Consider the following 19933-nt stretch of genomic DNA (forward strand, 5'->3'; position numbering starts at 1 on the left):
TGCTCCTTCTATATAAAAATCTCATATCAATTGCCACGTACCTTACACGTTCACCGTCATTTTCAAAAAGACCACGCCATATATTAAAACAAACCCTGTTTTTTCAAGAGGACATATGAAACGGATCCTGTTAAGCCTTCTGGCTTTACTTTTCCTTATCCTGCTCCTGCTCTCTCCGGCCACTTCTTTAGAAGGCGCCAGAAACGGACTTTTACTCTGGGCTTTTACAGTTTTACCCACCTTATTGCCCTTTATGATCGGGACCGGTATCATTGCTTCTTTAGGCACCGTACATCTTGCAATGCGTCCATTTTCGCCTTTACTGTCATTTTTTTTCCACTTTTCTGAACCAGCAGGTTTCGCTTTTCTCACAGGGTTATTATGCGGTTATCCTATGGGGGCAAAAATGGACCGGGATCTTTTAGAAAACGGCCAGATCACGGCAACGGAAGCAAACTGCCTCCTTGCAATCTGCAATCATCCAAGTCCCATGTTCCTTACCGGCTACACAACACTGGAAAGCCAGAAAATGTTCCCGGCTTCAGCACCTTTTCCACTGCCCATTTTTCTGCTCTCCCTTTATTTGCCTGTTTTTCCCATTTTCTTCCTTGCCCGGCATTATTATCAGAAAAATGCAGAAAATACAAACAATATCTGGATTTCAACAAACAACAGCAAAGCAGTCAGTAACCTGACAGTAATGCCAAAAACATTTTCACTGGATGACCACCTTATGAGCTGCCTTGAAACTATGGAAAAGATCGGACTTTATATTATGCTGTTTTCCATCCTGTCGTTATATCTTTTTAAGCTGCCTTTGCCTGGTCCGGACCTTTTTAAACCGGCTCTTATGGGATTTTTAGAGATCACGACCGGCATCAGGAATATCTGTGAACATGCATCTGGTCTTTCCGGTCTTCTCTTAGTCACTGCAAGTGTTTCTTTTGGCGGTATCAGCGGTATTTTCCAGACCCGGAGTGTCCTTATGAGGAACAGTGGTAGAAAAAATGCCGGACTTTCCATCCGGCATTATATCTTCTGGAAAGCCCTTCACAGTCTACTTTCCTGCATATTCTTGCTTATTTTATGGAAGCTTTATGCTTCTTCCTTTTTCTCTTCCTGAGGTGCTGCCTGTGCTTCCGGTTCCTGCTTTACCAGACCTGGAGACAATTCCTTGCGGTTGTTTGTCACAATATCATAGCTGGACTGCATGGAACTCATAAAGGAATCAAAACGTCCCTTTGCAGTTTCCATGGTATGATCCATGATGTTCTGAAGGCTGCGCAGCATATCATCCGTATACTGGATCGCACCCTGACGGATGTTGTTTGCATCATTAACAGCTGCATCTACGATTGCCTGAGCCTGGATATTTGCCTGCTCAACTACCTCATTCGCATGTGCATATGCCCGCTGCATGATCTCATGGTCGTTGACCATCTCTGTAGTCTGGGCATCTGCCTGTGCTACCATGGTGTTTGCCTGCTCTGTTGCCTGTTCTACCATAGTATTGGCCTGCTCTGTTGCCTGTGCGATCATAGAATCAGACTGCTTCTTTGCATCTGCCAGCATAGAATCAGACTGGGCCTGTGCATCACTTAAAATGGTTTCCTGCTGGCTGATGATCTTCTGGTATTTCTTGATCTCATCCGGGATACGCATACGAAGCTCTACTAACAGCTCTTCCATTTCTTCCTTATTTACAATGATCTTGCTGTTAGATAATGCCTGGAATTTGCAACTGTCTATGTATTCTTCAATTTCACCGATCAACTGTTCAATTCTGCTCATTTTATCGTTCTCCTTTTGTTTATGATGTACTCTCGGAGTCTTTCCTGCACTTGCCTTTGCGGTCGATTTTCCGCCAGTTGTACCCGAATTTCATCAACGTACGCACCGCGTACGCCTCAGAAATTTGGGTGCAACTGACAAAAAATCTTCTCGCAAAATCAAGTACAAAAAGATTCCGAGAGTACATTATGCTTTTTTCATCTCATCCAGTTTTTTTCTTACCTGCTCTGCAACCATAGGATGTAAAAATTCTGCGATATCACCGTCAAATTCTGCGATTTCTTTTACAATACTGGAACTAAGATAAGAATATTTCAGATTGGTAGTTAAAAATATAGTATCGATCTCCGGTGCGATCACACGGTTGGTCTGGGCCATCTGAAGTTCATACTCGAAATCAGTGATCGCCCTTAAGCCTCTTACGATCACATTTGCATGGTTCTGGCGGACAAAGTCGATCAGAAGCCCTTGAAAAGACTGTACCTCTACATTGGGAATATCAGCTGTGACCTGCTTTAAAAGCTCCACTCTTTCTTCCGCTGTGAATAATGGCGATTTGGAACGGTTTCTTAAAACACCGATGACCACTTTGTCAAACATCTTAGCAGTACGCTGGATAATGTCAATATGTCCTAATGTAACCGGATCGAAACTGCCCGGATAGACTGCGACTCTCATTTATGCCCCCTTGCCAGCAAATATATGTTTGTTGGTCTTGTATACTTTTTCTTTTATCATATGAAAGCCTGCATCAGAAAGCCAGTAAAAATCAGTCTCCTTGGAAGCTTCTATAATAATCAGGGTATCTTCTGTCACCATAGGTGAATGAGAAAGATATTCCAAAACTCGGTTTTCAAATTCGTGGTTATATGGCGGATCCATAAAGATAATATCAAACCGCGGATTTCTTCCCTCTAATTTTTTCAGTCCTGGAATCACGTCACAGCTTAATACCAGCGCACCTTCTTCTAAATGGGTGCGGCTTAAATTTTCCCGGATACAGGAAACTGCCTCCGGATTACTCTCTACAAAAAATGCCTGTTTTGCACCCCGGCTCAAAGCCTCGATACCAATAGCTCCGCTTCCGGCAAACAGATCCAAAAATGTACAGCCCGGGATCTGGGTATTTAACATATTAAATAAAGTTTCCTTGATCCGGTCTGTGGTAGGTCTTGTATCCATACCTTCTATTGTTTTTAAAAGCAGCCTTCTCGCGCTGCCTGCAATAACTCTCATGTACTATAAGCTCCTGTATGAGCAGTTCAGATCATTCTTCTGCTCTGTTTTCATTCCCAACAAGTATAATATGAAAATTTGCTTAATACAAGGTTTTTTTGTGGATTTTGCATTTTTTAACAATTTACGCAGAACCTTCTAGTGTATTATCTTAAGATGGTCACATACTAAGAACGTAACAAACAACAGGCTCTTAAAAACAAAAGAGCTCTTTCTCAATTAAGGAGGCGTTTTATTATGTCTAACAACACAAACAAAACAAACGTACCTGAAGCAAAGGAAGCCATGGACCGCTTTAAAATGGAGGTAGCTAACGAACTGGGAGTACCTTTAAGCAACGGCTACAACGGCAACCTTACCTCTGCACAGAATGGTTCTGTTGGTGGCTATATGGTCAAAAAAATGATCGAGAACCAGGAACGCCAGATGGCAGGTAAGTAAAACTCCTTAAGTCAGGAAAAGATCACCCCAGGCAGAATCACTTCTGTCCGGGGTGATCTTTCTTTGTAGTTCTATTATTTTTATATGACTATTCGCTCTTAGGTCCATGCATTTTTAATATTTTTATCTTTTCATCTTCCACGTTTGTTATGCAATATTTTTCTTTACCTGCAGGTACAAAAAACTGGGAATTTCTTTCAATCTGATACTCTTTTGTTTCTGTTTTCAAAATTCCCTTACCAGATAAAACATAAAGACAGGAAAATACCTCCTCTTCCTCAAATTCCTTTGTTTCTCCCATCTCAACTGTGTGCTGTTCCATTTGAAAACAGGGCGTACTGTCATATCCCACCAGACACTGTCCGCCATTTTCCAAAGACTGCTCTTTAATGCAGGCATCTTCCCTCGTAGCAGCTTCACCTGCTCCTGTATAATGAAAACACTCAAACATTTTTTCAAATCCCAGCCCCTGGTGGCACATGCTATCGTCAATGGTATAACCAGACGGTGTCACTTTTTCTACACGAATGGTATAATCTGTAGGCTCCTGGATCTCGATCAGAGTGCAGCCTGCTCCAATGGCATGAGGAACGCCTCCTTTTACCAGATAAGTTTCTCCCGGCTTTACTTCCAGGCAGTTCATCAGTCCTAACATCCGATCGTAATCCTGTTCAAAAAAGCATTTTTCCCACTCTTTTCTGGTGATTCCTTCTTTAAATCCCAGATAAAGACACGGCTTTTCCTCGCAGTCTTCTCTTGTATTTAAAATATGCCAGCATTCTGTTTTTCCAAAAGGACTTCCAAAAAGTCGTTTTGCTGTTTCCCGGTCCGGATGCACCTGGACTGTAAGACGTTCTTTGCTGTCGATCATTTTGATAAGAACACCAGGTGTATTACCCCAGGTCTCTACATGCTTTTTTCCCAGTATCTCTTCCGGATCAGAGTCTATATACTCTTTTAATGTTTTTTCATCATATTCTCCCCCTGCAATTTTACAAAGACCTTCCACAATCTCTTCCCGCCCAGCATTAAAAGCCCTTGTTACAGAATACATCCATTCTTCCGGGAAATGGCTGTCTTCTGCTTTTTCATCACCATGGAGCTTTCCGATCTCTCTTCCCCCAAGATAAGTTCTCCACACTCTTTCGCCTAATACGCAAACAGGTTCTCTTTTCATCTTTCACTTCTCCTTTTCCATTTTTTCTTTTATTTTTATTCATTTTTCATTCTTCTACATTGAGCATAAAAAATCGTCAGATTTTTCAAGCAGTAAATCGAACGATTTTTCTTCTAAATATATGATCTTTACAGATTCAGCTTCTCATACCGCTCACCTAAATATAAATCTATCTGGCGCTTTAATTCCAGATGTTCCTCTTTTTCCAGCTCCGGATCATCATCCAGTATCTCATTGACTTCTTCTGAAACCTGCTTTAACAGATTGGCATCTGTAAATACATCGCCAATACGGAATTCCAGGTCGCCGCTCTGGCGCACACCGAAAATATCTCCCGGGCCACGAAGCTTTAAGTCCTCAGAAGCAATATAAAAGCCGTCATTGGACCGGTTTAAGATATCCAGCCGTTCCATGGTATCTTTTCCGCCGGAACCATTGACCATGATACAATAAGACTGGTGGCTGCCTCGTCCTACACGGCCTCTTAACTGGTGAAGCTGTGCCAGACCAAAGCGTTCTGCATTTTCGATCATCATTACCGTAGCGTTTGGCACATTTACTCCAACCTCGATAACCGTAGTTGATACAAGGATCTGGATCTCACCGGCCGCAAACCGTTCCATGATCTTGTTTTTCTCCTTTGCCTTCATTTTTCCATGAAGATACTCTACGTTAATGGTCTCCGGCAGTGCATTTCGCAGTGTCTTTGAATAATCCAGAACATTTTCCCCCTCGATCATCTCACTGGCTTCTACCATAGGACAGATCACATACGCCTGGCGGCCTGCTTCCACCTGTTTCTCTATAAAAGCATAAGCTTTGGAACGGTAACTGGTATCTACTACGCAGTTTTTAATCACCTGACGGCCTGTAGGAAGCTCATCGATCACTGAAATATCCAGATCCCCATATAAAATAATAGCCAGTGTACGCGGGATAGGAGTTGCACTCATAACCAATACATGAGGAGTTTCCCCTTTTTCACTTAAAAGTTCCCTCTGCCCAACACCAAACCGGTGCTGTTCATCAGTGATCACCAGTGCCAGCTTATCGTAGATCACCTTTTCCTGGATCAGCGCATGTGTACCGATAATAATATCTGCCTCATGGGAAGCTGTTTTTTCATAAGCAATACGTTTTTCTCTGGCTGTCATGGATCCTGTGATCAGAACCACTTTTTTATCAATGCCGCAGTTTTCAAACATCTTCGTAATGGACTCAAAATGCTGTCTTGCCAGTACTTCCGTAGGCACCATAAGAGCGCCCTGGTATCCATTCTCTGCAGCTGCAAGGAGCGCCAGAATAGCAATGACCGTCTTACCGGAACCAACATCACCCTGAACCAGCCGGTTCATCACACAGCCTTTTTCCAGATCTGAAAATACCTCCTGTAAGGTACGCTCCTGGGCAGAGGTAAGTGCATAGGGCAGCGACTCCTTTAAGTGTCTGGTCTCTTCCCCCGGGCAGATCACAAACTCTGTTTTCTTTCCTTCCCTGCTTTCCTTTAACCGGCGTACTCCTACCAGGAACATAAAAAACTCGTCAAATACAAGGCGTTTTCTGGCAAATAAAAGTTCTTTCTGGTCTCTTGGAAAATGAATATGTTCTAAGGCATAATTGATCTCTGCAAGTTCATATTTTCTGCGTAAAAAAGCAGGCATATACTCCCTCTTCATCTGCCTGTTTTCCAATGCCTGTTTTTCTGCTTTTACAATGGTCTTATTGCTAAGTCCTCTTGTCTGTCCATACACCGGCTGCATGGCATCGACCACATTGGCATACGCCTCTTCTGTAAATACCTCCGGCTGTTCCATCATCAGCCGGCCTCGTTTTCGTACCACTTTTCCCCGGAATACATACATCTGGCCGCTTTTAATGTTGGCCCGCATATAAGGCATGTTATACCAGGCTAATTGCAAAGTGCCAGTCATATCCCGGACATAAGCCGATACCATCTGGATCTTTCCTGTACGCAGAAGGTCCGGCGGCTTTGGAAGGGCGGCTGCCACACTCATGACCATCTGTTCTTTTAACTGGCCTACAGGCACCGCTGTTTCATAAGTGTCGTAAGCTCTTGGATAATAGGAAAGAAGGTCATCAATTGTGATGACCCCCAGCTTTTCAAATAATTTTCCGGTTTTCTCTCCGATCCCTTTAAGGGAACTTATAGGTTCACTGCTGCTCATTTCTTTGCCTGTTCCAGAGCATTTAAACCTAATTTAATTGCGCCCATGATGCCCTGATCGTCATGAAGACTTGCAGGAACAATGTAATTATCAATATCCTGTAATTCTTTGGTGTTGATATAGCCAGCTACCATATCTTTTACTTTCTCACGGATCAGTGGGAACAGCTGCTCCTGATGCATAACGCCACCGCCTAAAATGATCTTCTGCGGAGAAAGGATCATAATATAATCTGTAAGTGCTTGTGCAATATAATAGCTTTCAATCTCCCAGACTTTCTCATCATTTTTTAATTCAATGGCTTTCTTTCCCCATCTTGCCTCAATAGAAGGACCGCTTGCAAAACCTTCAAAACAATTCGGATGACTTGGGCAGATACAGCCATTCTTATCTTCCGGATGGCGGTTTAACAGGATATGTCCTCCTTCCGGGTGGAGCATACCATGAAGAAGACCACCATTTACCCATACACCTACACCAACGCCGGTTCCAATGGTAATGTAGATCACACTGTCCAGTCCCTTAGCACAGCCGTAAGTCACTTCTCCCAGACAGGAACCATTTACATCGGTATCAATCCCCATGGGAACATTCAATTCTTTTTTAAGGCCGCCAAGGAGATCCTTATTTCTCCATGCCAGCTTTGGTGTTTCCAGGATATAACCGTAATTATCTGCCTTCTGATCTACTCCCACAGGTCCAAATGCACCAATGCCCAGCGCTTCAATCCCCTTATCTTTGAAGTATGCTGTGATCTTCGGTATCGTCTCCTCCGGTGTGGTGGTCGGAATAGAAATCTGTTCCATGATGGTTCCGTCTTCTTTTCCCAGTGCGCAGACCATTTTTGTGCCGCCTGCTTCAAGCGCTCCTATTAACATATTTTTCTCCCCTAACTTAATTTATTTTTATTTCTTTCTTCCTACAAAACGAAGAAGATAAACAAACAGATTAATAAAATCAAGATAAAGCTGTAATGCTGCAAAAATAGAAGATTTTGCTGCCATCTCAGGCACATTCCCATAATAGCTGTAAAATGCCTGGATCTTCTTTGCATCATAAGCAGTAACGATCAGGAAAATGAAAATACCAATAGCGCATACAACTGTCTCATAAGCAGACAGATCAATGAACATCGCTAACAGCCAGAATCCTGCTAAGAAGATCAGTCCGGCCATCATAAACGGACGCAGCGCAGAAAAATTGATATTTCCAAAGTATCCGATCAGTGCCATAATACCGAAAAATGCTGCAGTAATAGCAAATGCCATCCATAAGGATAATACATTGAAGATCAGGAAATACATGCTGAATACAATACCATTTACAGCTGCATACAGGAAAAACATAGCTCTTGCTGTTCCAACTGTCATCTGATCGATCCGTGCAGACAGGTATATAACAATACCGATCTCTGCAATAAATAAGATATAATACCATCCAGGCACCTGACTTACATAGTACAGACCATTTGTCATATACATTCCTATTGCTACGCCAAAGGTGATCAGAAGCCCTATAAACATCCATCCAAAGGTTTTTGCAGTGTATCTGCCAAGGCTTTCACCATAAGCCTGTTCACCATAACTCTGTTCCATTCTGAAATCATCATTCATAATCTTGTTCTCCTTTTTATTGCCAGACTCATTAAGTTGCGGATCTTACAGACTGATCATGTTACTCAGCAGAGATCATGTAATAGTAGATCGGCTGTCCACCATACTGAAGCTCTAATTCCTTATCCGGGAATTCTTTTTCTGCTTCTTCTTTCAGTTTCTCAGCATCCTCCTCTTTTACATCACAACCATAATAAATCGTCACAAGTTCACTGTCTTCATCTAACATTGCCTTTAAAGCGGCCTTTGCTGCTTCTTCCGGGGAATGTTCTACTGCCAGCATGCCTTTATCGCCAATAGCCATGATGTCACCTTTTTCAATCTCCATACCGTCAATGTTTGTGGTACGTACTGCATAGGTGATCTGGGCTGTCTTTACCCGTTCCATCTCAGCTGTCATATTTTCCAGATTCTCTTTGGAAGTAAGATCCGGCATAAAGTTTACTAAAGCAGTGATTCCCTGGGGAACAGTCTTTGACGGGACAACAATGATCTCCTTGTCCTCAGTTAAGTCCCTTGCCTGGTTTGCAGCCAGGATAATGTTCTTATTATTAGGAAGGATAAAGATATGATCTGCATTTACATGTGCAATAGCATTTAACATATCCTCTGTACTTGGGTTCATGGTCTGACCGCCTTCAATAAGATAATCAGCGCCAATACCCTTAAAGATCTCGCTTAAACCATCACCACAGGATACTGCGATAAAACCGTATTCCCTGCGTTCTTCAGGTTCTTCTTTTTCTTCCTGCTTTACAGTATCAGCTTGGGCCTGTTCTTTTGCAAGACGTTCGGAATCCTGGATCACCCGCTCCTCATGTTCTTCACGCATATTGTCGACCTTCATACGGGATAAAGAACCATAAGTCAGTCCCTTTTCAAAGGCAAGTCCCGGATGATTAGTGTGCACATGGATCTTAACGATCTCATCGTCAGAAACCACCACTAAAGAGTCACCGATAGAGCCTAAGTATTTTTTCAGCTCTTCCTCATCTTCGTCTGTATATTTCTTTTCTAATTTAATAATAAACTCGGTGCAGTATCCAAATTTAATATCAGCGGTATCAATATCGGTCCTTGCTGCCCCGTTTCCTGTCTGTACTGTTTTTTCAGCTGCCCCATTTGCAGGAGCTTCTGCTCCGTCTAATGTAAAATCAGTTACATTTCCGGTAAGACCGTCAAAAGCGCCTTTGATCACCTGCATCAGGCCCTGACCGCCGGAATCTACTACACCTGCCTGCTTTAATACCGGGAGCATCTCAGGTGTAAGGTTTAAAACCCTGTCGCCTTCTTTTATCACTGCCTGGGCAAAAGTTTCGATATCATCTGTCTCTGCTGCCATCTCCAGAGCCTTATCTGCCATTCCCTTTGCAACAGTCAGGATCGTTCCCTCTTTTGGCTTCATAACTGCCTTGTATGCAGTTTCTGTGCCTCGGACCATGGCATTTGCCAGTGTAGTGGTATCGATCTCATCTACGGTTTTGATCTCTTTTGTAAATCCTCTTAAAAGCTGGGATAAGATAACGCCTGAGTTTCCTCTGGCGCCTCTTAAAGAGCCGGAAGAAATGGCTTTGGCTAACTGCTCCATAGAAGGATCATTAAGTGCTGCCACTTCTTTTGCTGCAGCCATAATGGTAAGGGTCATATTCGTTCCTGTATCTCCATCTGGAACCGGAAATACATTTAACTCATTGATCCATTCTTTCTTATCAGAAAGACCTTTTGCTCCTGCCAGAAAGGCATTCTTTACCATTTTGGCATTAATTGTACTTACACCCACGGGTAACTTCCTCCTAATCAATCACTCTGACACCTTCCACGAAGATATTGATCTTTTCTACCTCCATGCCGGTGAATTCTTCTACTCTGTATTTCACGCTTTCAATTAAATTGTCAGATACTGCTGATATGCTGACCCCATAGGATACGATCACATGAAAATCAATAGATATTTTATTTTCTTTAATTTCTACATTAATGCCGTGTGTCAGGCTTTCCCGCTTTAAAAGCTTTACAAGTCCGTCCTTCATGCTTACAGCTGCCATTCCGACAATACCGAAACACTCCACTGCAATGGTTCCTGCATATAAAGCGATCACATCTGGGTTGATCTGAATCTCGCCCATTTTATTGCTGATTCTTCCCTTCATATACGCGCCTCCTATCTTTTTCTAGTGACAGTATACACTATTTCACTAAAAAAAGAAATAAATTTTTATTTTTTCGCTTGCAAATTTTCCGGGTTTCTGGTATTATACCATTGTTGTGGATTTTTTCTACTATAAAATCCAAGTAACGTTTAAGGAGGTGCAATAGTATGGCTAAGTGTGCAATCTGTGAAAAGGCAGCTCATTTCGGTATCAAAGTGAGCCATTCCCATAGAAGGTCCAACAAAATGTGGAAAGCAAACGTAAAATCTGTTAAAGTTAAAGTAAACGGCGGAACCCAGAGAATGTACGTATGTACTTCCTGCTTACGTTCTGGCCTTGTAGAAAGAGCTTAATTTCAAACAGAACATAAAAAATCCCGGCAGTTTAGACTGTCGGGATTTTTTGTATTATAACACTTTCTTTATTAACAGCAGAACAGATTATATCCAAGGATAAGACATCCGATCACAAAGAAAAACGTAAATATAGTCTCCGGAACAAAGAAAAGCACTGCCATTCCAAGCCCAAAGCAAAAAAGCATCAGTCCCCAGACTCTTTTCATAGAAAAAACAGCTCCCTTCCATATTTATAATATGCTGCAAGGGAGCTGTCTGATTCTTTTTTATAAGATAATACCATTTTTTGAAGAAAAATGAGCGGATCACGAATGTTTTTCGTTTTCTTTTGGACTCTTTGCATAAGAAGCAGCTGTTTCTTTTGCAATGGCTGCTGTCTCTTCTGATACTGGCGGTTTGCCGCCTAAAAAGCGGTTAATAAGATCCGGAGCCATATCAATGACCTTTGTCACTGCATCCTGGTTTTTCACATTGATCAGTTTAGTAACACCATTCTGGATAATGAGAACAGCGCTGGGACTCATTTTCGCACTCATTCCACCGCAGCCCTTGTCTTTCTGTTTAGAACCTTCTGCAAAAGCTCCTGCTGCCATACCGCAGGTCACATCGATCAGCGGTATAATAATGGTATCTCCTGTCTGGACCGGCTCACCTACTACCGTTTTAGTAGTAACAAACTGATCCATTCCTTTAAATAATGATTCAATTGTAGATGTAAAATGATTCTCTGCCATAATATACCCCTTATTCATCTGAACTATTATCCCGGCCTAACAAGCCCCGCAGCATTTTCCATGTATGTTTATGATGGTATATTCCCCAGAACAACCATAATAAATAGGAAACCCGCACCCGTCCTCTGTAATCAAGCTCTGCTTCCAGGCACTTTTCATCAAATACTGGCTGCAATGTAAGTCTTTTATAAAAGAATGGGTAGAGAAGACTTGCACCTGCCAGGATCTGACCTGTATAATAAGGATCCTCCAGACCGAAAGTAACTGTGCCTTTTCCTCTGCCTGGCCACACATGAGCAAGCAGCTTTTTTAACTGTTTGAAAAGAAGTCTGAAAGATTCCTGGTTCTCTTCATCTTCCAGCCATTCCTTTTTTTTATCTGCAAAGGCTTTTATATCTTTTAGCTTATCACAAAACCCCTGAAAAGAAAACTTAAGTTTTTGAAAGAAGGCTTGCAGACGGGTCCACATTGCCTTTATGCATTCTGCAAGGAAAACACCGCATCTGGATTTGTGAGTGTTTTCCTCATCGCTTGCTTTCTGTATTTTGTCTTCTGATGATTTATGAGTTTTTTCCTCATTATCTGGCGCGGAACTTTTCAATTCTGCTGCCTCCACCAGCCCGCTTTTCTCTAAGTTTTCTTTTTTCTCTGGCTTTTCTATGATTTCTGCTTCCCTCACCTTTTCTGCTTTTTCCCCGGCTTCTGCTTTCTCTGCCTTATCCTCATAATCCGCAGTTACTGCTTTTTCTGCCGCTTTTTTAACAGTTTTTTCTGCTGTTTCTTCTGCCTCTTCTATCTTCTCAGCAGATTCATCTCCCATAGTCCAAAGCTTAAACCACAGAACACGAAGAGAACCTGTCAGTCCTTTTTCCATTTCATAGGCACCTTTAAAGGAGATCACAGACAGCAGCCAGGAAACTTTCACGCTGGCCCATTTATCTTCTTTCCACATCCCCTGAAGCTGATACCGCACAGGAACAAAAAGGACTGCAAGCAGCACCAGAAGCAAAAGCCCCAGTAAGACCAGCAAAAGGATACCCAGTATTTTTAATATAAGCAATACAATATGCAACTGTCCATTCCCCCTACTTGCGGCTGTCCACCTCTGTCCCACAGATCTTTGGCAGACTTTCCATATACGCTGTCCAGTTAAATGCACCTGTTTTCTGATACATATCATCGATCATGGAACGTACCACTTCTGCTGCTTCTCCATAACCTCTGGCAATACCCAGGATCAGAAGCTCCCTGCTTTCCCGTTCTTCTTTACGCAAAAGACTTACAGGACGTATATCAAGTATATGATTGCCGCTTTCCGGCAAAGTAATCACATAAGTATCAGGAAGCAGACTTCCGTTGCGCAATCCTTCCAGGATACGCCTTCTGTTCCTGGCTGCATTTTCACCTATATACATATGCTCCCACCAGCGCATAAAACCAACCTTTCACATGTTGCTGTCCCTCGCAGGAAACCATTTTTCCCTGCGTATCATACCTGTTCCATAATAGAACGTATCATACGGATACAGCCGTCTTTTTCCACTTCGTCACTGCAGCATTCCAGACTGTTTTTAATATATTTTTCAGCCTCATCTGATGACTTAAATGTAATAGGCAGTATCGAAAGACACTTTGCCATGGCAGCCCTTGTCAACACCTTCGGAAGCTCCTTCCATGACTCCCTGATATCCGCAAACAGCTGTTCTAATCCCTTTCTGATCATTTCTTCGTCTGCTGTTTCCTCTAAATCCTTATACTCCAGAGAAGCAAAAGAGCTTCCGGATAAGAGCAGTCCTGTTTTCCACAGCACCTCTGTCACTGGAGAAACATCCTTTGACAATTCTTCCATAGGGATCTCATTGGCCATCCACTGCTCAAAGCTGCTTTCTTGTTTTCCTTCCAGTTTTGGAAGAAGATCTGCTGTTTCTGCAGGTATCTCTTTCCATTTATCTTCCTTAAACAGTTCAAGAACCTCTCCCAGTATCCTTGTCATAACCTGTGTTTCTTCCAGATCCACCATAGCATGGTCTTCACATAAAAGCAGCACATACAGATCATTGACCATATCCATTAACATTAAAATATCCCCAGTCGCTTCACTTAACAGTTCACCTGCTTCCTCCAGCTTAGAAGAAAGGTGATAATATCCTGCCGCTTCTAAGGTACTAAAATCTGCCTGTAAAAATTCCTTCAGAATCTGGTACAGTTTTTTATAAGAATCTTCCTCATTTTCAGTCCCAGAAGTTTTGGGCCTGTTTAAAAGAGCCTCTGAGCGGAGCATATACAGCATATCATCCAGCCCAGCCTTTGGAGCTCCTTTATAAACGCTCATTCCTTCCTCAATAATAGCAAAGAATTTATTTTTAGTAAAACGCACTGGCAGCTGGCTGATGATCTGCTGAAAACGTTCATGAAAATCCGCTGGATCATCAGACTGGGTAAGATAGCTTATGATCTCATCTAATAAAGCATCTGTATCTTCCGGCTGCTTTCCTACCAGTTGAGGCATAAAACGGCCTTCTACCCGGTTCATTACATATTCGTAGGCCTGAAAAATATCTGTATAGGCAGTCAGTTTTTCCATCTCCTTGATCGTATCCTGACGAAGTGCCTCAAATCCATCTAAAGACACGCTCTTTTTTTCCAGAAAAGAGCCAAGAAATCCAAAATATCTCTCATATAGCGCCAGCACACTGGCATTCGGTTCACCAGTCTTTTCTGCCATCATTTCATAACAGGTATAAAAATTCAATGTCATACGGATGAAAGAATAATGATATGCAGCCGTAAGACGACGTTTGAGCTTTTTTATTTCCATTCCAGTTTCTACCTCATATTCTCAATAATGTTCTCTCGGAATCTTTCTGTGCCTGATTTTATGAGAAGATTTTTTATCAGTTGTGCCCAAATATCAGTCTGCCTTTAACACACAGCGGCGCACCAGATCCAGGGCCTTCATCATAGACTGTTCACGGATCTTACCTCTGTTCCCTTTAAAATGATATTCCAAAACTTCTGCTTTTCCCTTTACAGCGCAGGCCATATAAACAAGCCCCACCGGTTTCTCCTGGCTTCCGCCTCCAGGACCTGCAAGGCCGGTAACTGCCACGCACACATCTGTCTGGGAACGTTCAGCTCCACCTAACGCCATTTCCAAAGCAGTTTCACGGCTGACTGCACCATAGGCTGCCAGAGTTTCCTCTTTTACACCTAGAAGCCGTATTTTCGCCTCATTGGAGTAAGTGACCATTCCCTGCATAAACACATCAGAAACGCCGGAAACATTTACAAGGCGGGCAGCGATCATTCCACCTGTACAGGACTCGGCAGTTGCCATAGTCAGATGCTTCTTCTGTAAAAGATCCACTACTGCCATTTCCAGTGTCACATCTTCTTCTGTGGTAAAGATACAATCCCCAAAACGGGCAAACAGTTCTGCCATTACAGGCGCGATCAGGGCTTCCCCTTCTTCCCTGGTAGCTGCTTTCGCAGTAAGACGTACCTGTACCTCTGCTGTTTTTGCATAAGTGGCAATGGTAGGATTGGTCTGTTTATCTATCAGATCCAGTATTTTATCTTCCACCTGACTCTCACCATATCCGCAGATCTTCACCATATGGGATACCAGCTGGGAATTCTGTCTTTTTTCCAGATAAGGAAATACCTGTCCTTCAAATAAAGGATACAGTTCATTTGGCGGTCCGGGAAGTAAAATAGCGGTTTTACCATTTTTTTCCATAATAAGTCCCGGTGCCATGCCATTAGGATTATCCAGCACAACGGATCCATGGGGAATCGTTATCATTTTCCAGTTGTTTTCCGGTATTTCTTTGTAGATATTATTCTTAAAAAAAGCTTCCAGACAAGCTCTGGTATGAGGATCCTCTTCCAGTTCCATTCCCATAGCTTCTGCACATACTTCTTTTGTCAGGTCATCCTCTGTAGGTCCAAGTCCACCGGTAACGATAATGATATCAGAACGGCCCAGTGCTGTTTTTACAACTGACATCATCCTCTCATAATTATCGCCTACTGTTACCTGATAATACATATCCAGTCCTAATGAGGCACATTTCTCTGCCAGATATCTGGCATTGCTGTTTAAAATATTCCCCATTAAGATCTCAGTTCCCACACTGATCAGTTCTGCTGTCATGTTTTACATGCCTCCTTTTGTAAGCACCTCAATATTTTTCGCCACATAATCCACCAGTGAGATCACTGTAAGCACTACTGCGATCACCAGCATGATCATAGTTACAGTTGCTAAAGCCGGAATATTAAAGATCATAAGGATCACTGCGATCATCTGGAAGGTAGTTTTAAACTTGCCCCAATAGCTTGCTGCGATCACAATACCGTTGTCTGCTGCTACCAGGCGAAAACCGCTGATGATGAACTCACGGCTGATGATAATGATCACTACCCATGCAGGCAGCTGTCCTAACTGGATCAGGCAGATGAGGGCCGAACATACCAGCAGCTTATCTGCCAGTGGATCCATAAATTTACCGAAATTAGTGACCAGATTATACTTACGGGCGATCTTTCCATCAAAAAGGTCTGTAAGACTGGCTACGATAAAAATCACGTTTGCAACAATACGCATGGTCTGGCTGCTTCCATTGTCGTATAAAAGGGCCGCTACGAAAAAAGGGATCAGGATCACACGCATAACAGTTAATTTATTCGGCAGATTCATGATATACCTCCCCGATCAGGTCATACTCATTTGCTCCGGTTACTTTTACCCTTACAAAATCACCGGACATCAGCATTTCATCGGCATTTACAAAAATAAGCCCATCTACATTCGGTGCATCCATATAGGTACGTCCCACATATGCAGGTTCATCAGCTACTTTTCCCTCGATCATAACATCCAGAACTTTTCCTACCATGTTTTCGCAGTGTTCAAAAGCGATCTCCTGCTGCAGTTCCATTACATCTGCGCGCCGCTCCTCTTTTACTTCCTCCGGGATCTGGTCCGGATAGGAATAAGCCGGCGTATCCTCTTCTGCAGAGTAAGTAAATACACCTACACGCTCAAATTCCATTTCATCTACAAATTCCATTAATTCTTCATGGTCTTCCTGTGTTTCTCCCGGGAAACCGCAGATGAAGGTGGTACGCAGGGCAATGTCCGGGATCTCACGGCGAAGGGCACTGATACGCTCCTTCAGTTCTGCTTTGTGGGTCCGTCTTCCCATTCTCCGTAAAATACGGTCGCTGGCATGCTGGATCGGAATGTCCAGATAATGACATACTTTTTCCTCAGACTTAATAGTCTGGATCAGCTCATCTGTGATCTCCTCCGGATAGCAGTACTGGATACGGATCCAGTAAATACCTGGGATCTGGGCCAGTTCATGAAGAAGCTTTGGAAGACTCTTTTCACCATACAGGTCTTTTCCGTAAAGAGTTGTCTCCTGGGCAACTAAGATCAGCTCTCTTACCCCATTGTCAGCCAGTTCTCTTGCCTCAGCTAACAGCTGCTCCATAGGCACACTGCGGTAAGGCCCTCTTAAATAAGGGATGATACAGTAGGTACAGCGCTTGTCGCACCCTTCCGCGATCTTTAAAAAAGCATAATGTCCACCTGTGGTCATCACACGTTTTTCTGCCTGCGTCGGCAGTTCTTTTAAATCATGGAAACAGGAAATATGCTCTGCTTTCTTTTCTTCCCCATTTTCTCCAAATAGACGGGTAAGTACATTTCCAATCTCTTCATAAGAAGTAGTTCCCAAAATAGCATCTACTTCCGGGATCTCATCAATGATCTCCTGCTTATAGCGTTGTGCCAGACATCCTGCAACGATCAAAGCGCGGCATTTCCCCTCTTCTTTATAGCGGGCCATATCTAAAATAGTATTAACGCTTTCTTCCTTGGCATCACCGATAAAACAGCAGGTATTAATAAGGATGGCATCTGCCTCTGTCTCATCATCTGTAAAAGAAACACCAAGCCCACCTGCTACTCCTAACATTTTCTCCGTGTCTACCAGGTTCTTATCGCAGCCTAAAGACACACAAAACAACTTAATTTTTTCCATATGATAAATCTGCTCCTAAATCAAATCTGTATTCTCATCCTGACTTTCATTTGTGGTAATATCACCATCCGGCAACATATCCGCTTACAAGAAAAAGCCATCTCTTGCACCTGGCGCCCCGGCTCTTCCGGCGGTGCTCTGATGCAGCAGACGGCTTTTTTCTAAAGTCTTATGCCTGTTCTTCGGTTGTATCCAGTTCTTCCTCTGCGGATGGCTCCTCTTCCGGAAGGATTTTTACCTTCTGCTGATACAGCTCATCAATAGCAATAGATAAAGGTTTTTTCCCTGCAGCGCCTGCAACCATGGCATCATCACCTGCGATCAGCTGTCTTGCACGTTTGGAAGCTGCAATAACGATAGAATAACGGCTCTGGACTACAGGCTGCTCACCTGGTTCAATATCTTTGTTTACAACGTTGATCAGATCTGTGTATGATGGATGTAACATATTACATTCCCCTTTCAATGTGGATTTTATAGTGTTTTTGTTTTATATGATTGGTTTTTGGAATTACCAAATTTTTCTGTATTGCGCTTTTATTTCAGATCATCTAAATGGTACAGTTCTTCCCGCATCCTGCTTAAGAAGTCCAGATGATAGCAGGTCTTTCTGTGCTGTAACTGGATCAGGTTGTGCATCTCTTCCACACAGCGGTCCAGATCATCATTGACCAGCAGATAATCGTAGGCTTCCATACCGGAAGCTTCTTCTGCTGCCCGGGCCAGTCTGGCATTGATCACTTCTAAGGTCTCTGTACCCCTTCCTACCAGACGTTTGCGCAGTTCCTCAGCACTTGGCGGGGTTACAAATAACAACAGGGCATCCGGGAAGCGCTTTTTCACTTTTAACGCACCCTGGATCTCGATCTCTAAGATCACATCTTTTCCCTCTGCCATTTTCTGTTCTACGTATTCCTTTGGCGTGCCATAATAATGATTTACATACTGGGCATACTCGATCAGTTTCTGCTCATCACGCATCTTTTCAAACTGTTCCTTTGAAACGAAAAAATACTCTTTTCCGTCTGTTTCCCCTTCTCTGGGTGCCCTGGTAGTAGCAGATATAGACAATGCATAATTGTCATACCGCTTTAACAGTTCTTTCATCAAAGTTCCTTTGCCTGCGCCGGAGAATCCGGATACAACGACTAAAATTCCCTGATGGTCCATAAAATGCCTCCTGCCATTTTTATTCAGTCAAAAATGTTATTCAATATTCTGGATCTGCTCTCTTACTTTTTCAATCTCTGTCTTTAAAGCAATAGCTTTGTCTGAAATAGCAAGATCACTGGATTTAGAAAGAATGGTATTTGCCTCCCGATTCATCTCCTGGGCAATGAAATCCAGTTTACGTCCTACACTTTCCCCGGATAAAAGCTCTCTTTTTGTATTTTCAATATGGCTTCTCAGACGGACAGTTTCCTCATCTACACAGATCTTATCTGCATAGATCACAACCTCCGCTGCAATACGCCCTTCATCCATAGGAGTACCATTTAACAGCTCTTTCACCTTATCTTCTAACTTCTGTCTGTATTCTTTTAAAATAGCAGGGGAACGTTCTTCGATAAAGTCCACCAGTTCTGTCATATAATCCAGCTTACCTAAAAGATCTTCTTTTAAATGATTTCCCTCTGTCTCTCTGGAAGCAACAAACTTTTTTGCTGCCTCTTCCAATGCAGCAGAAAGGATCTCCCAAAGATGCTCCTCATCATCCGGGACCTGTTCCATCGTCAGAACTTCCGGACATCTGGAAAGAGCAGATACCTGGATATCATTACGGATACCAAACTCTTCTTCCATTTTTCTGAAGTATTCCATATATTCCCCAGCCAGGATCCTGTTATACTTCAAGCAGAGGTTGCCTTCTGTATAGTCTTCGTAATTGATAAAAAGATCCACTTTACCTCTCTGGATGTACTTCTTTAAAAGGGTACGGATCGCAGCCTCAAAATAATTGAACTTCTTCGGCATCTTGATACTTAAGTCCAGGTATCTGTGATTTACCGCTTTCATCTCTACAGAAATCTTGTATTCATCCGTAGCATTCTCGCATCTTCCGAAACCGGTCATGCTCTTTAACATATGAATGCCTCTCTTTCGTTTTCCTATATAATCTTAATTATTATAATTCATCAGGAAAAGCAAGTCAACTGAAAATCATTAACCAGACACAGCCCTTTAAGGATTTCCGGA

General features: G+C 42.7%; 24 protein-coding genes. 3 read left to right on the forward strand and 21 right to left on the reverse strand.

Annotated features, from left to right (window positions below; translation table 11 throughout):
• Nucleotides 1–42: 42 nt before the first annotated feature.
• Nucleotides 43–372, reverse strand: coding sequence for a hypothetical protein (locus OGM16_15615; GenBank protein UYJ46203.1), 330 nt, complete (start codon nucleotides 370–372; stop codon nucleotides 43–45).
• Nucleotides 373–394: 22 nt separating this feature from the next.
• On the opposite strand from OGM16_15615, the gene OGM16_15620 reads away from it, so the two are divergent.
• On the forward strand, nucleotides 395–1123 hold the full coding sequence (locus tag OGM16_15620) for a hypothetical protein (GenBank protein ID UYJ46204.1): 729 nt from the start codon (nucleotides 395–397) through the stop codon (nucleotides 1121–1123).
• On the opposite strand, the gene OGM16_15625 is transcribed toward OGM16_15620, so the two are convergent.
• The 3 genes from OGM16_15625 to rsmD all read right to left on the reverse strand — a co-directional run bounded on the left by OGM16_15625 (nucleotide 1096) and on the right by rsmD (nucleotide 3027).
• On the reverse strand, nucleotides 1096–1791 hold the full coding sequence (locus tag OGM16_15625; GenBank protein ID UYJ46205.1) for a vacuolar family H+-ATPase subunit H: 696 nt from the start codon (nucleotides 1789–1791) through the stop codon (nucleotides 1096–1098). The genes OGM16_15620 and OGM16_15625 overlap by 28 nt on opposite strands.
• Before the next feature lie 186 nt (nucleotides 1792–1977).
• Nucleotides 1978–2469: a pantetheine-phosphate adenylyltransferase gene (gene coaD / locus OGM16_15630; protein ID UYJ46206.1), complete on the reverse strand. Its 492-nt coding sequence runs from the start codon at nucleotides 2467–2469 to the stop codon at nucleotides 1978–1980.
• Nucleotides 2470–3027 (reverse strand): 16S rRNA (guanine(966)-N(2))-methyltransferase RsmD, encoded by a 558-nt coding sequence (gene rsmD, locus OGM16_15635; protein ID UYJ46207.1) that lies wholly within the window; start codon nucleotides 3025–3027, stop codon nucleotides 2470–2472.
• A gap of 237 nt (nucleotides 3028–3264) precedes the next feature.
• Between rsmD and OGM16_15640 the strand changes: the two genes are divergently transcribed.
• A complete protein-coding gene (locus OGM16_15640; protein ID UYJ46208.1) occupies nucleotides 3265–3468 on the forward strand; it encodes an alpha/beta-type small acid-soluble spore protein in 204 nt (67 codons plus the stop codon).
• A gap of 88 nt (nucleotides 3469–3556) precedes the next feature.
• On the opposite strand, the gene OGM16_15645 is transcribed toward OGM16_15640, so the two are convergent.
• The 6 genes from OGM16_15645 to OGM16_15670 all read right to left on the reverse strand — a co-directional run bounded on the left by OGM16_15645 (nucleotide 3557) and on the right by OGM16_15670 (nucleotide 10594).
• The gene (locus tag OGM16_15645; GenBank protein ID UYJ46209.1) at nucleotides 3557–4645 is read right to left on the reverse strand and encodes a class I mannose-6-phosphate isomerase; all 1089 of its coding nucleotides are present in this window, start codon (nucleotides 4643–4645) and stop codon (nucleotides 3557–3559) included.
• A 128-nt stretch (nucleotides 4646–4773) separates the two neighbouring features.
• A complete protein-coding gene (recG, locus tag OGM16_15650) occupies nucleotides 4774–6831 on the reverse strand; it encodes an ATP-dependent DNA helicase RecG (protein UYJ46210.1) in 2058 nt (685 codons plus the stop codon).
• Complete coding sequence (locus tag OGM16_15655) at nucleotides 6828–7709, reverse strand: ROK family protein (protein ID UYJ46211.1); 882 nt, start codon at nucleotides 7707–7709, stop codon at nucleotides 6828–6830. The genes recG and OGM16_15655 overlap by 4 nt, the downstream gene beginning before the upstream one ends.
• Before the next feature lie 27 nt (nucleotides 7710–7736).
• Nucleotides 7737–8444 (reverse strand): Bax inhibitor-1/YccA family protein, encoded by a 708-nt coding sequence (locus OGM16_15660; GenBank protein ID UYJ46212.1) that lies wholly within the window; start codon nucleotides 8442–8444, stop codon nucleotides 7737–7739.
• A 61-nt stretch (nucleotides 8445–8505) separates the two neighbouring features.
• Entirely contained in the window at nucleotides 8506–10224 is a 1719-nt protein-coding gene (locus OGM16_15665) for a DAK2 domain-containing protein (protein UYJ46213.1), read from the reverse strand.
• A 13-nt stretch (nucleotides 10225–10237) separates the two neighbouring features.
• Entirely contained in the window at nucleotides 10238–10594 is a 357-nt protein-coding gene (locus tag OGM16_15670) for an Asp23/Gls24 family envelope stress response protein (GenBank protein UYJ46214.1), read from the reverse strand.
• A 167-nt stretch (nucleotides 10595–10761) separates the two neighbouring features.
• Here OGM16_15670 and rpmB point away from each other — a divergent pair, with 167 nt between their 5' ends.
• Nucleotides 10762–10947 (forward strand): 50S ribosomal protein L28, encoded by a 186-nt coding sequence (gene rpmB, locus OGM16_15675; protein UYJ46215.1) that lies wholly within the window; start codon nucleotides 10762–10764, stop codon nucleotides 10945–10947.
• Between the two features lie 71 nt (nucleotides 10948–11018).
• Here the strand turns inward: rpmB and OGM16_15680 are convergent, their stop codons facing one another.
• The 11 genes from OGM16_15680 to OGM16_15730 all read right to left on the reverse strand — a co-directional run bounded on the left by OGM16_15680 (nucleotide 11019) and on the right by OGM16_15730 (nucleotide 19822).
• Nucleotides 11019–11156 (reverse strand): hypothetical protein, encoded by a 138-nt coding sequence (locus OGM16_15680; protein UYJ46216.1) that lies wholly within the window; start codon nucleotides 11154–11156, stop codon nucleotides 11019–11021.
• Between the two features lie 99 nt (nucleotides 11157–11255).
• Nucleotides 11256–11684 (reverse strand): GerW family sporulation protein, encoded by a 429-nt coding sequence (locus OGM16_15685; protein ID UYJ46217.1) that lies wholly within the window; start codon nucleotides 11682–11684, stop codon nucleotides 11256–11258.
• A 10-nt stretch (nucleotides 11685–11694) separates the two neighbouring features.
• On the reverse strand, nucleotides 11695–12756 hold the full coding sequence (locus OGM16_15690; GenBank protein ID UYJ46218.1) for a DUF2953 domain-containing protein: 1062 nt from the start codon (nucleotides 12754–12756) through the stop codon (nucleotides 11695–11697).
• Nucleotides 12757–12769: 13 nt separating this feature from the next.
• Nucleotides 12770–13093 carry a hypothetical protein gene (locus OGM16_15695; GenBank protein ID UYJ48486.1) on the reverse strand — a complete coding sequence of 108 codons (324 nt, stop codon included), beginning with the start codon at nucleotides 13091–13093 and terminating at the stop codon, nucleotides 12770–12772.
• 80 nt (nucleotides 13094–13173) lie between these two features.
• Nucleotides 13174–14502 (reverse strand): hypothetical protein, encoded by a 1329-nt coding sequence (locus OGM16_15700; protein ID UYJ46219.1) that lies wholly within the window; start codon nucleotides 14500–14502, stop codon nucleotides 13174–13176.
• A gap of 93 nt (nucleotides 14503–14595) precedes the next feature.
• Nucleotides 14596–15840 (reverse strand): competence/damage-inducible protein A, encoded by a 1245-nt coding sequence (locus tag OGM16_15705; protein UYJ46220.1) that lies wholly within the window; start codon nucleotides 15838–15840, stop codon nucleotides 14596–14598.
• 3 nt (nucleotides 15841–15843) lie between these two features.
• Nucleotides 15844–16386 (reverse strand): CDP-diacylglycerol--glycerol-3-phosphate 3-phosphatidyltransferase, encoded by a 543-nt coding sequence (pgsA, locus tag OGM16_15710; GenBank protein UYJ46221.1) that lies wholly within the window; start codon nucleotides 16384–16386, stop codon nucleotides 15844–15846.
• Nucleotides 16370–17737, reverse strand: coding sequence for a 30S ribosomal protein S12 methylthiotransferase RimO (gene rimO, locus OGM16_15715; protein UYJ46222.1), 1368 nt, complete (start codon nucleotides 17735–17737; stop codon nucleotides 16370–16372). The genes pgsA and rimO overlap by 17 nt, the downstream gene beginning before the upstream one ends.
• A 169-nt stretch (nucleotides 17738–17906) precedes the next feature.
• Nucleotides 17907–18185 (reverse strand): DNA-directed RNA polymerase subunit omega, encoded by a 279-nt coding sequence (rpoZ, locus tag OGM16_15720; GenBank protein ID UYJ46223.1) that lies wholly within the window; start codon nucleotides 18183–18185, stop codon nucleotides 17907–17909.
• An 89-nt stretch (nucleotides 18186–18274) separates the two neighbouring features.
• Complete coding sequence (gene gmk, locus OGM16_15725; protein ID UYJ46224.1) at nucleotides 18275–18907, reverse strand: guanylate kinase; 633 nt, start codon at nucleotides 18905–18907, stop codon at nucleotides 18275–18277.
• Nucleotides 18908–18943: 36 nt separating this feature from the next.
• The gene (locus OGM16_15730) at nucleotides 18944–19822 is read right to left on the reverse strand and encodes a YicC family protein (protein UYJ46225.1); all 879 of its coding nucleotides are present in this window, start codon (nucleotides 19820–19822) and stop codon (nucleotides 18944–18946) included.
• Between the last annotated feature and the right edge of the window lie 111 nt (nucleotides 19823–19933).

The sequence above is a fragment of the Lachnospiraceae bacterium genome (assembly GCA_025758065.1).
Classification (GTDB): domain Bacteria; phylum Bacillota; class Clostridia; order Lachnospirales; family Lachnospiraceae; genus Enterocloster.

Bases quoted from the DNA above. Each gene is read 5' to 3' on its own strand.
- OGM16_15620 (UYJ46204.1), top strand. From the start codon at position 395: ATGGGGGCAAAAATGGACCGGGATCTTTTAGAAAACGGCCAGATCACG.
- OGM16_15625 (UYJ46205.1), bottom strand. From the start codon at position 1,791: ATGAGCAGAATTGAACAGTTGATCGGTGAAATTGAAGAATACATAGAC.
- coaD (UYJ46206.1), bottom strand. From the start codon at position 2,469: ATGAGAGTCGCAGTCTATCCGGGCAGTTTCGATCCGGTTACATTAGGA.
- rsmD (UYJ46207.1), bottom strand. From the start codon at position 3,027: ATGAGAGTTATTGCAGGCAGCGCGAGAAGGCTGCTTTTAAAAACAATA.
- OGM16_15640 (UYJ46208.1), top strand. From the start codon at position 3,265: ATGTCTAACAACACAAACAAAACAAACGTACCTGAAGCAAAGGAAGCC.
- OGM16_15645 (UYJ46209.1), bottom strand. From the start codon at position 4,645: ATGAAAAGAGAACCTGTTTGCGTATTAGGCGAAAGAGTGTGGAGAACT.
- recG (UYJ46210.1), bottom strand. From the start codon at position 6,831: ATGAGCAGCAGTGAACCTATAAGTTCCCTTAAAGGGATCGGAGAGAAA.
- OGM16_15655 (UYJ46211.1), bottom strand. From the start codon at position 7,709: ATGTTAATAGGAGCGCTTGAAGCAGGCGGCACAAAAATGGTCTGCGCA.
- OGM16_15660 (UYJ46212.1), bottom strand. From the start codon at position 8,444: ATGAATGATGATTTCAGAATGGAACAGAGTTATGGTGAACAGGCTTAT.
- OGM16_15670 (UYJ46214.1), bottom strand. From the start codon at position 10,594: ATGAAGGGAAGAATCAGCAATAAAATGGGCGAGATTCAGATCAACCCA.
- rpmB (UYJ46215.1), top strand. From the start codon at position 10,762: ATGGCTAAGTGTGCAATCTGTGAAAAGGCAGCTCATTTCGGTATCAAA.
- OGM16_15680 (UYJ46216.1), bottom strand. From the start codon at position 11,156: ATGAAAAGAGTCTGGGGACTGATGCTTTTTTGCTTTGGGCTTGGAATG.
- OGM16_15685 (UYJ46217.1), bottom strand. From the start codon at position 11,684: ATGGCAGAGAATCATTTTACATCTACAATTGAATCATTATTTAAAGGA.
- OGM16_15700 (UYJ46219.1), bottom strand. From the start codon at position 14,502: ATGGAAATAAAAAAGCTCAAACGTCGTCTTACGGCTGCATATCATTAT.
- OGM16_15705 (UYJ46220.1), bottom strand. From the start codon at position 15,840: ATGACAGCAGAACTGATCAGTGTGGGAACTGAGATCTTAATGGGGAAT.
- pgsA (UYJ46221.1), bottom strand. From the start codon at position 16,386: ATGAATCTGCCGAATAAATTAACTGTTATGCGTGTGATCCTGATCCCT.
- rimO (UYJ46222.1), bottom strand. From the start codon at position 17,737: ATGGAAAAAATTAAGTTGTTTTGTGTGTCTTTAGGCTGCGATAAGAAC.
- rpoZ (UYJ46223.1), bottom strand. From the start codon at position 18,185: ATGTTACATCCATCATACACAGATCTGATCAACGTTGTAAACAAAGAT.
- gmk (UYJ46224.1), bottom strand. From the start codon at position 18,907: ATGGACCATCAGGGAATTTTAGTCGTTGTATCCGGATTCTCCGGCGCA.
- OGM16_15730 (UYJ46225.1), bottom strand. From the start codon at position 19,822: ATGTTAAAGAGCATGACCGGTTTCGGAAGATGCGAGAATGCTACGGAT.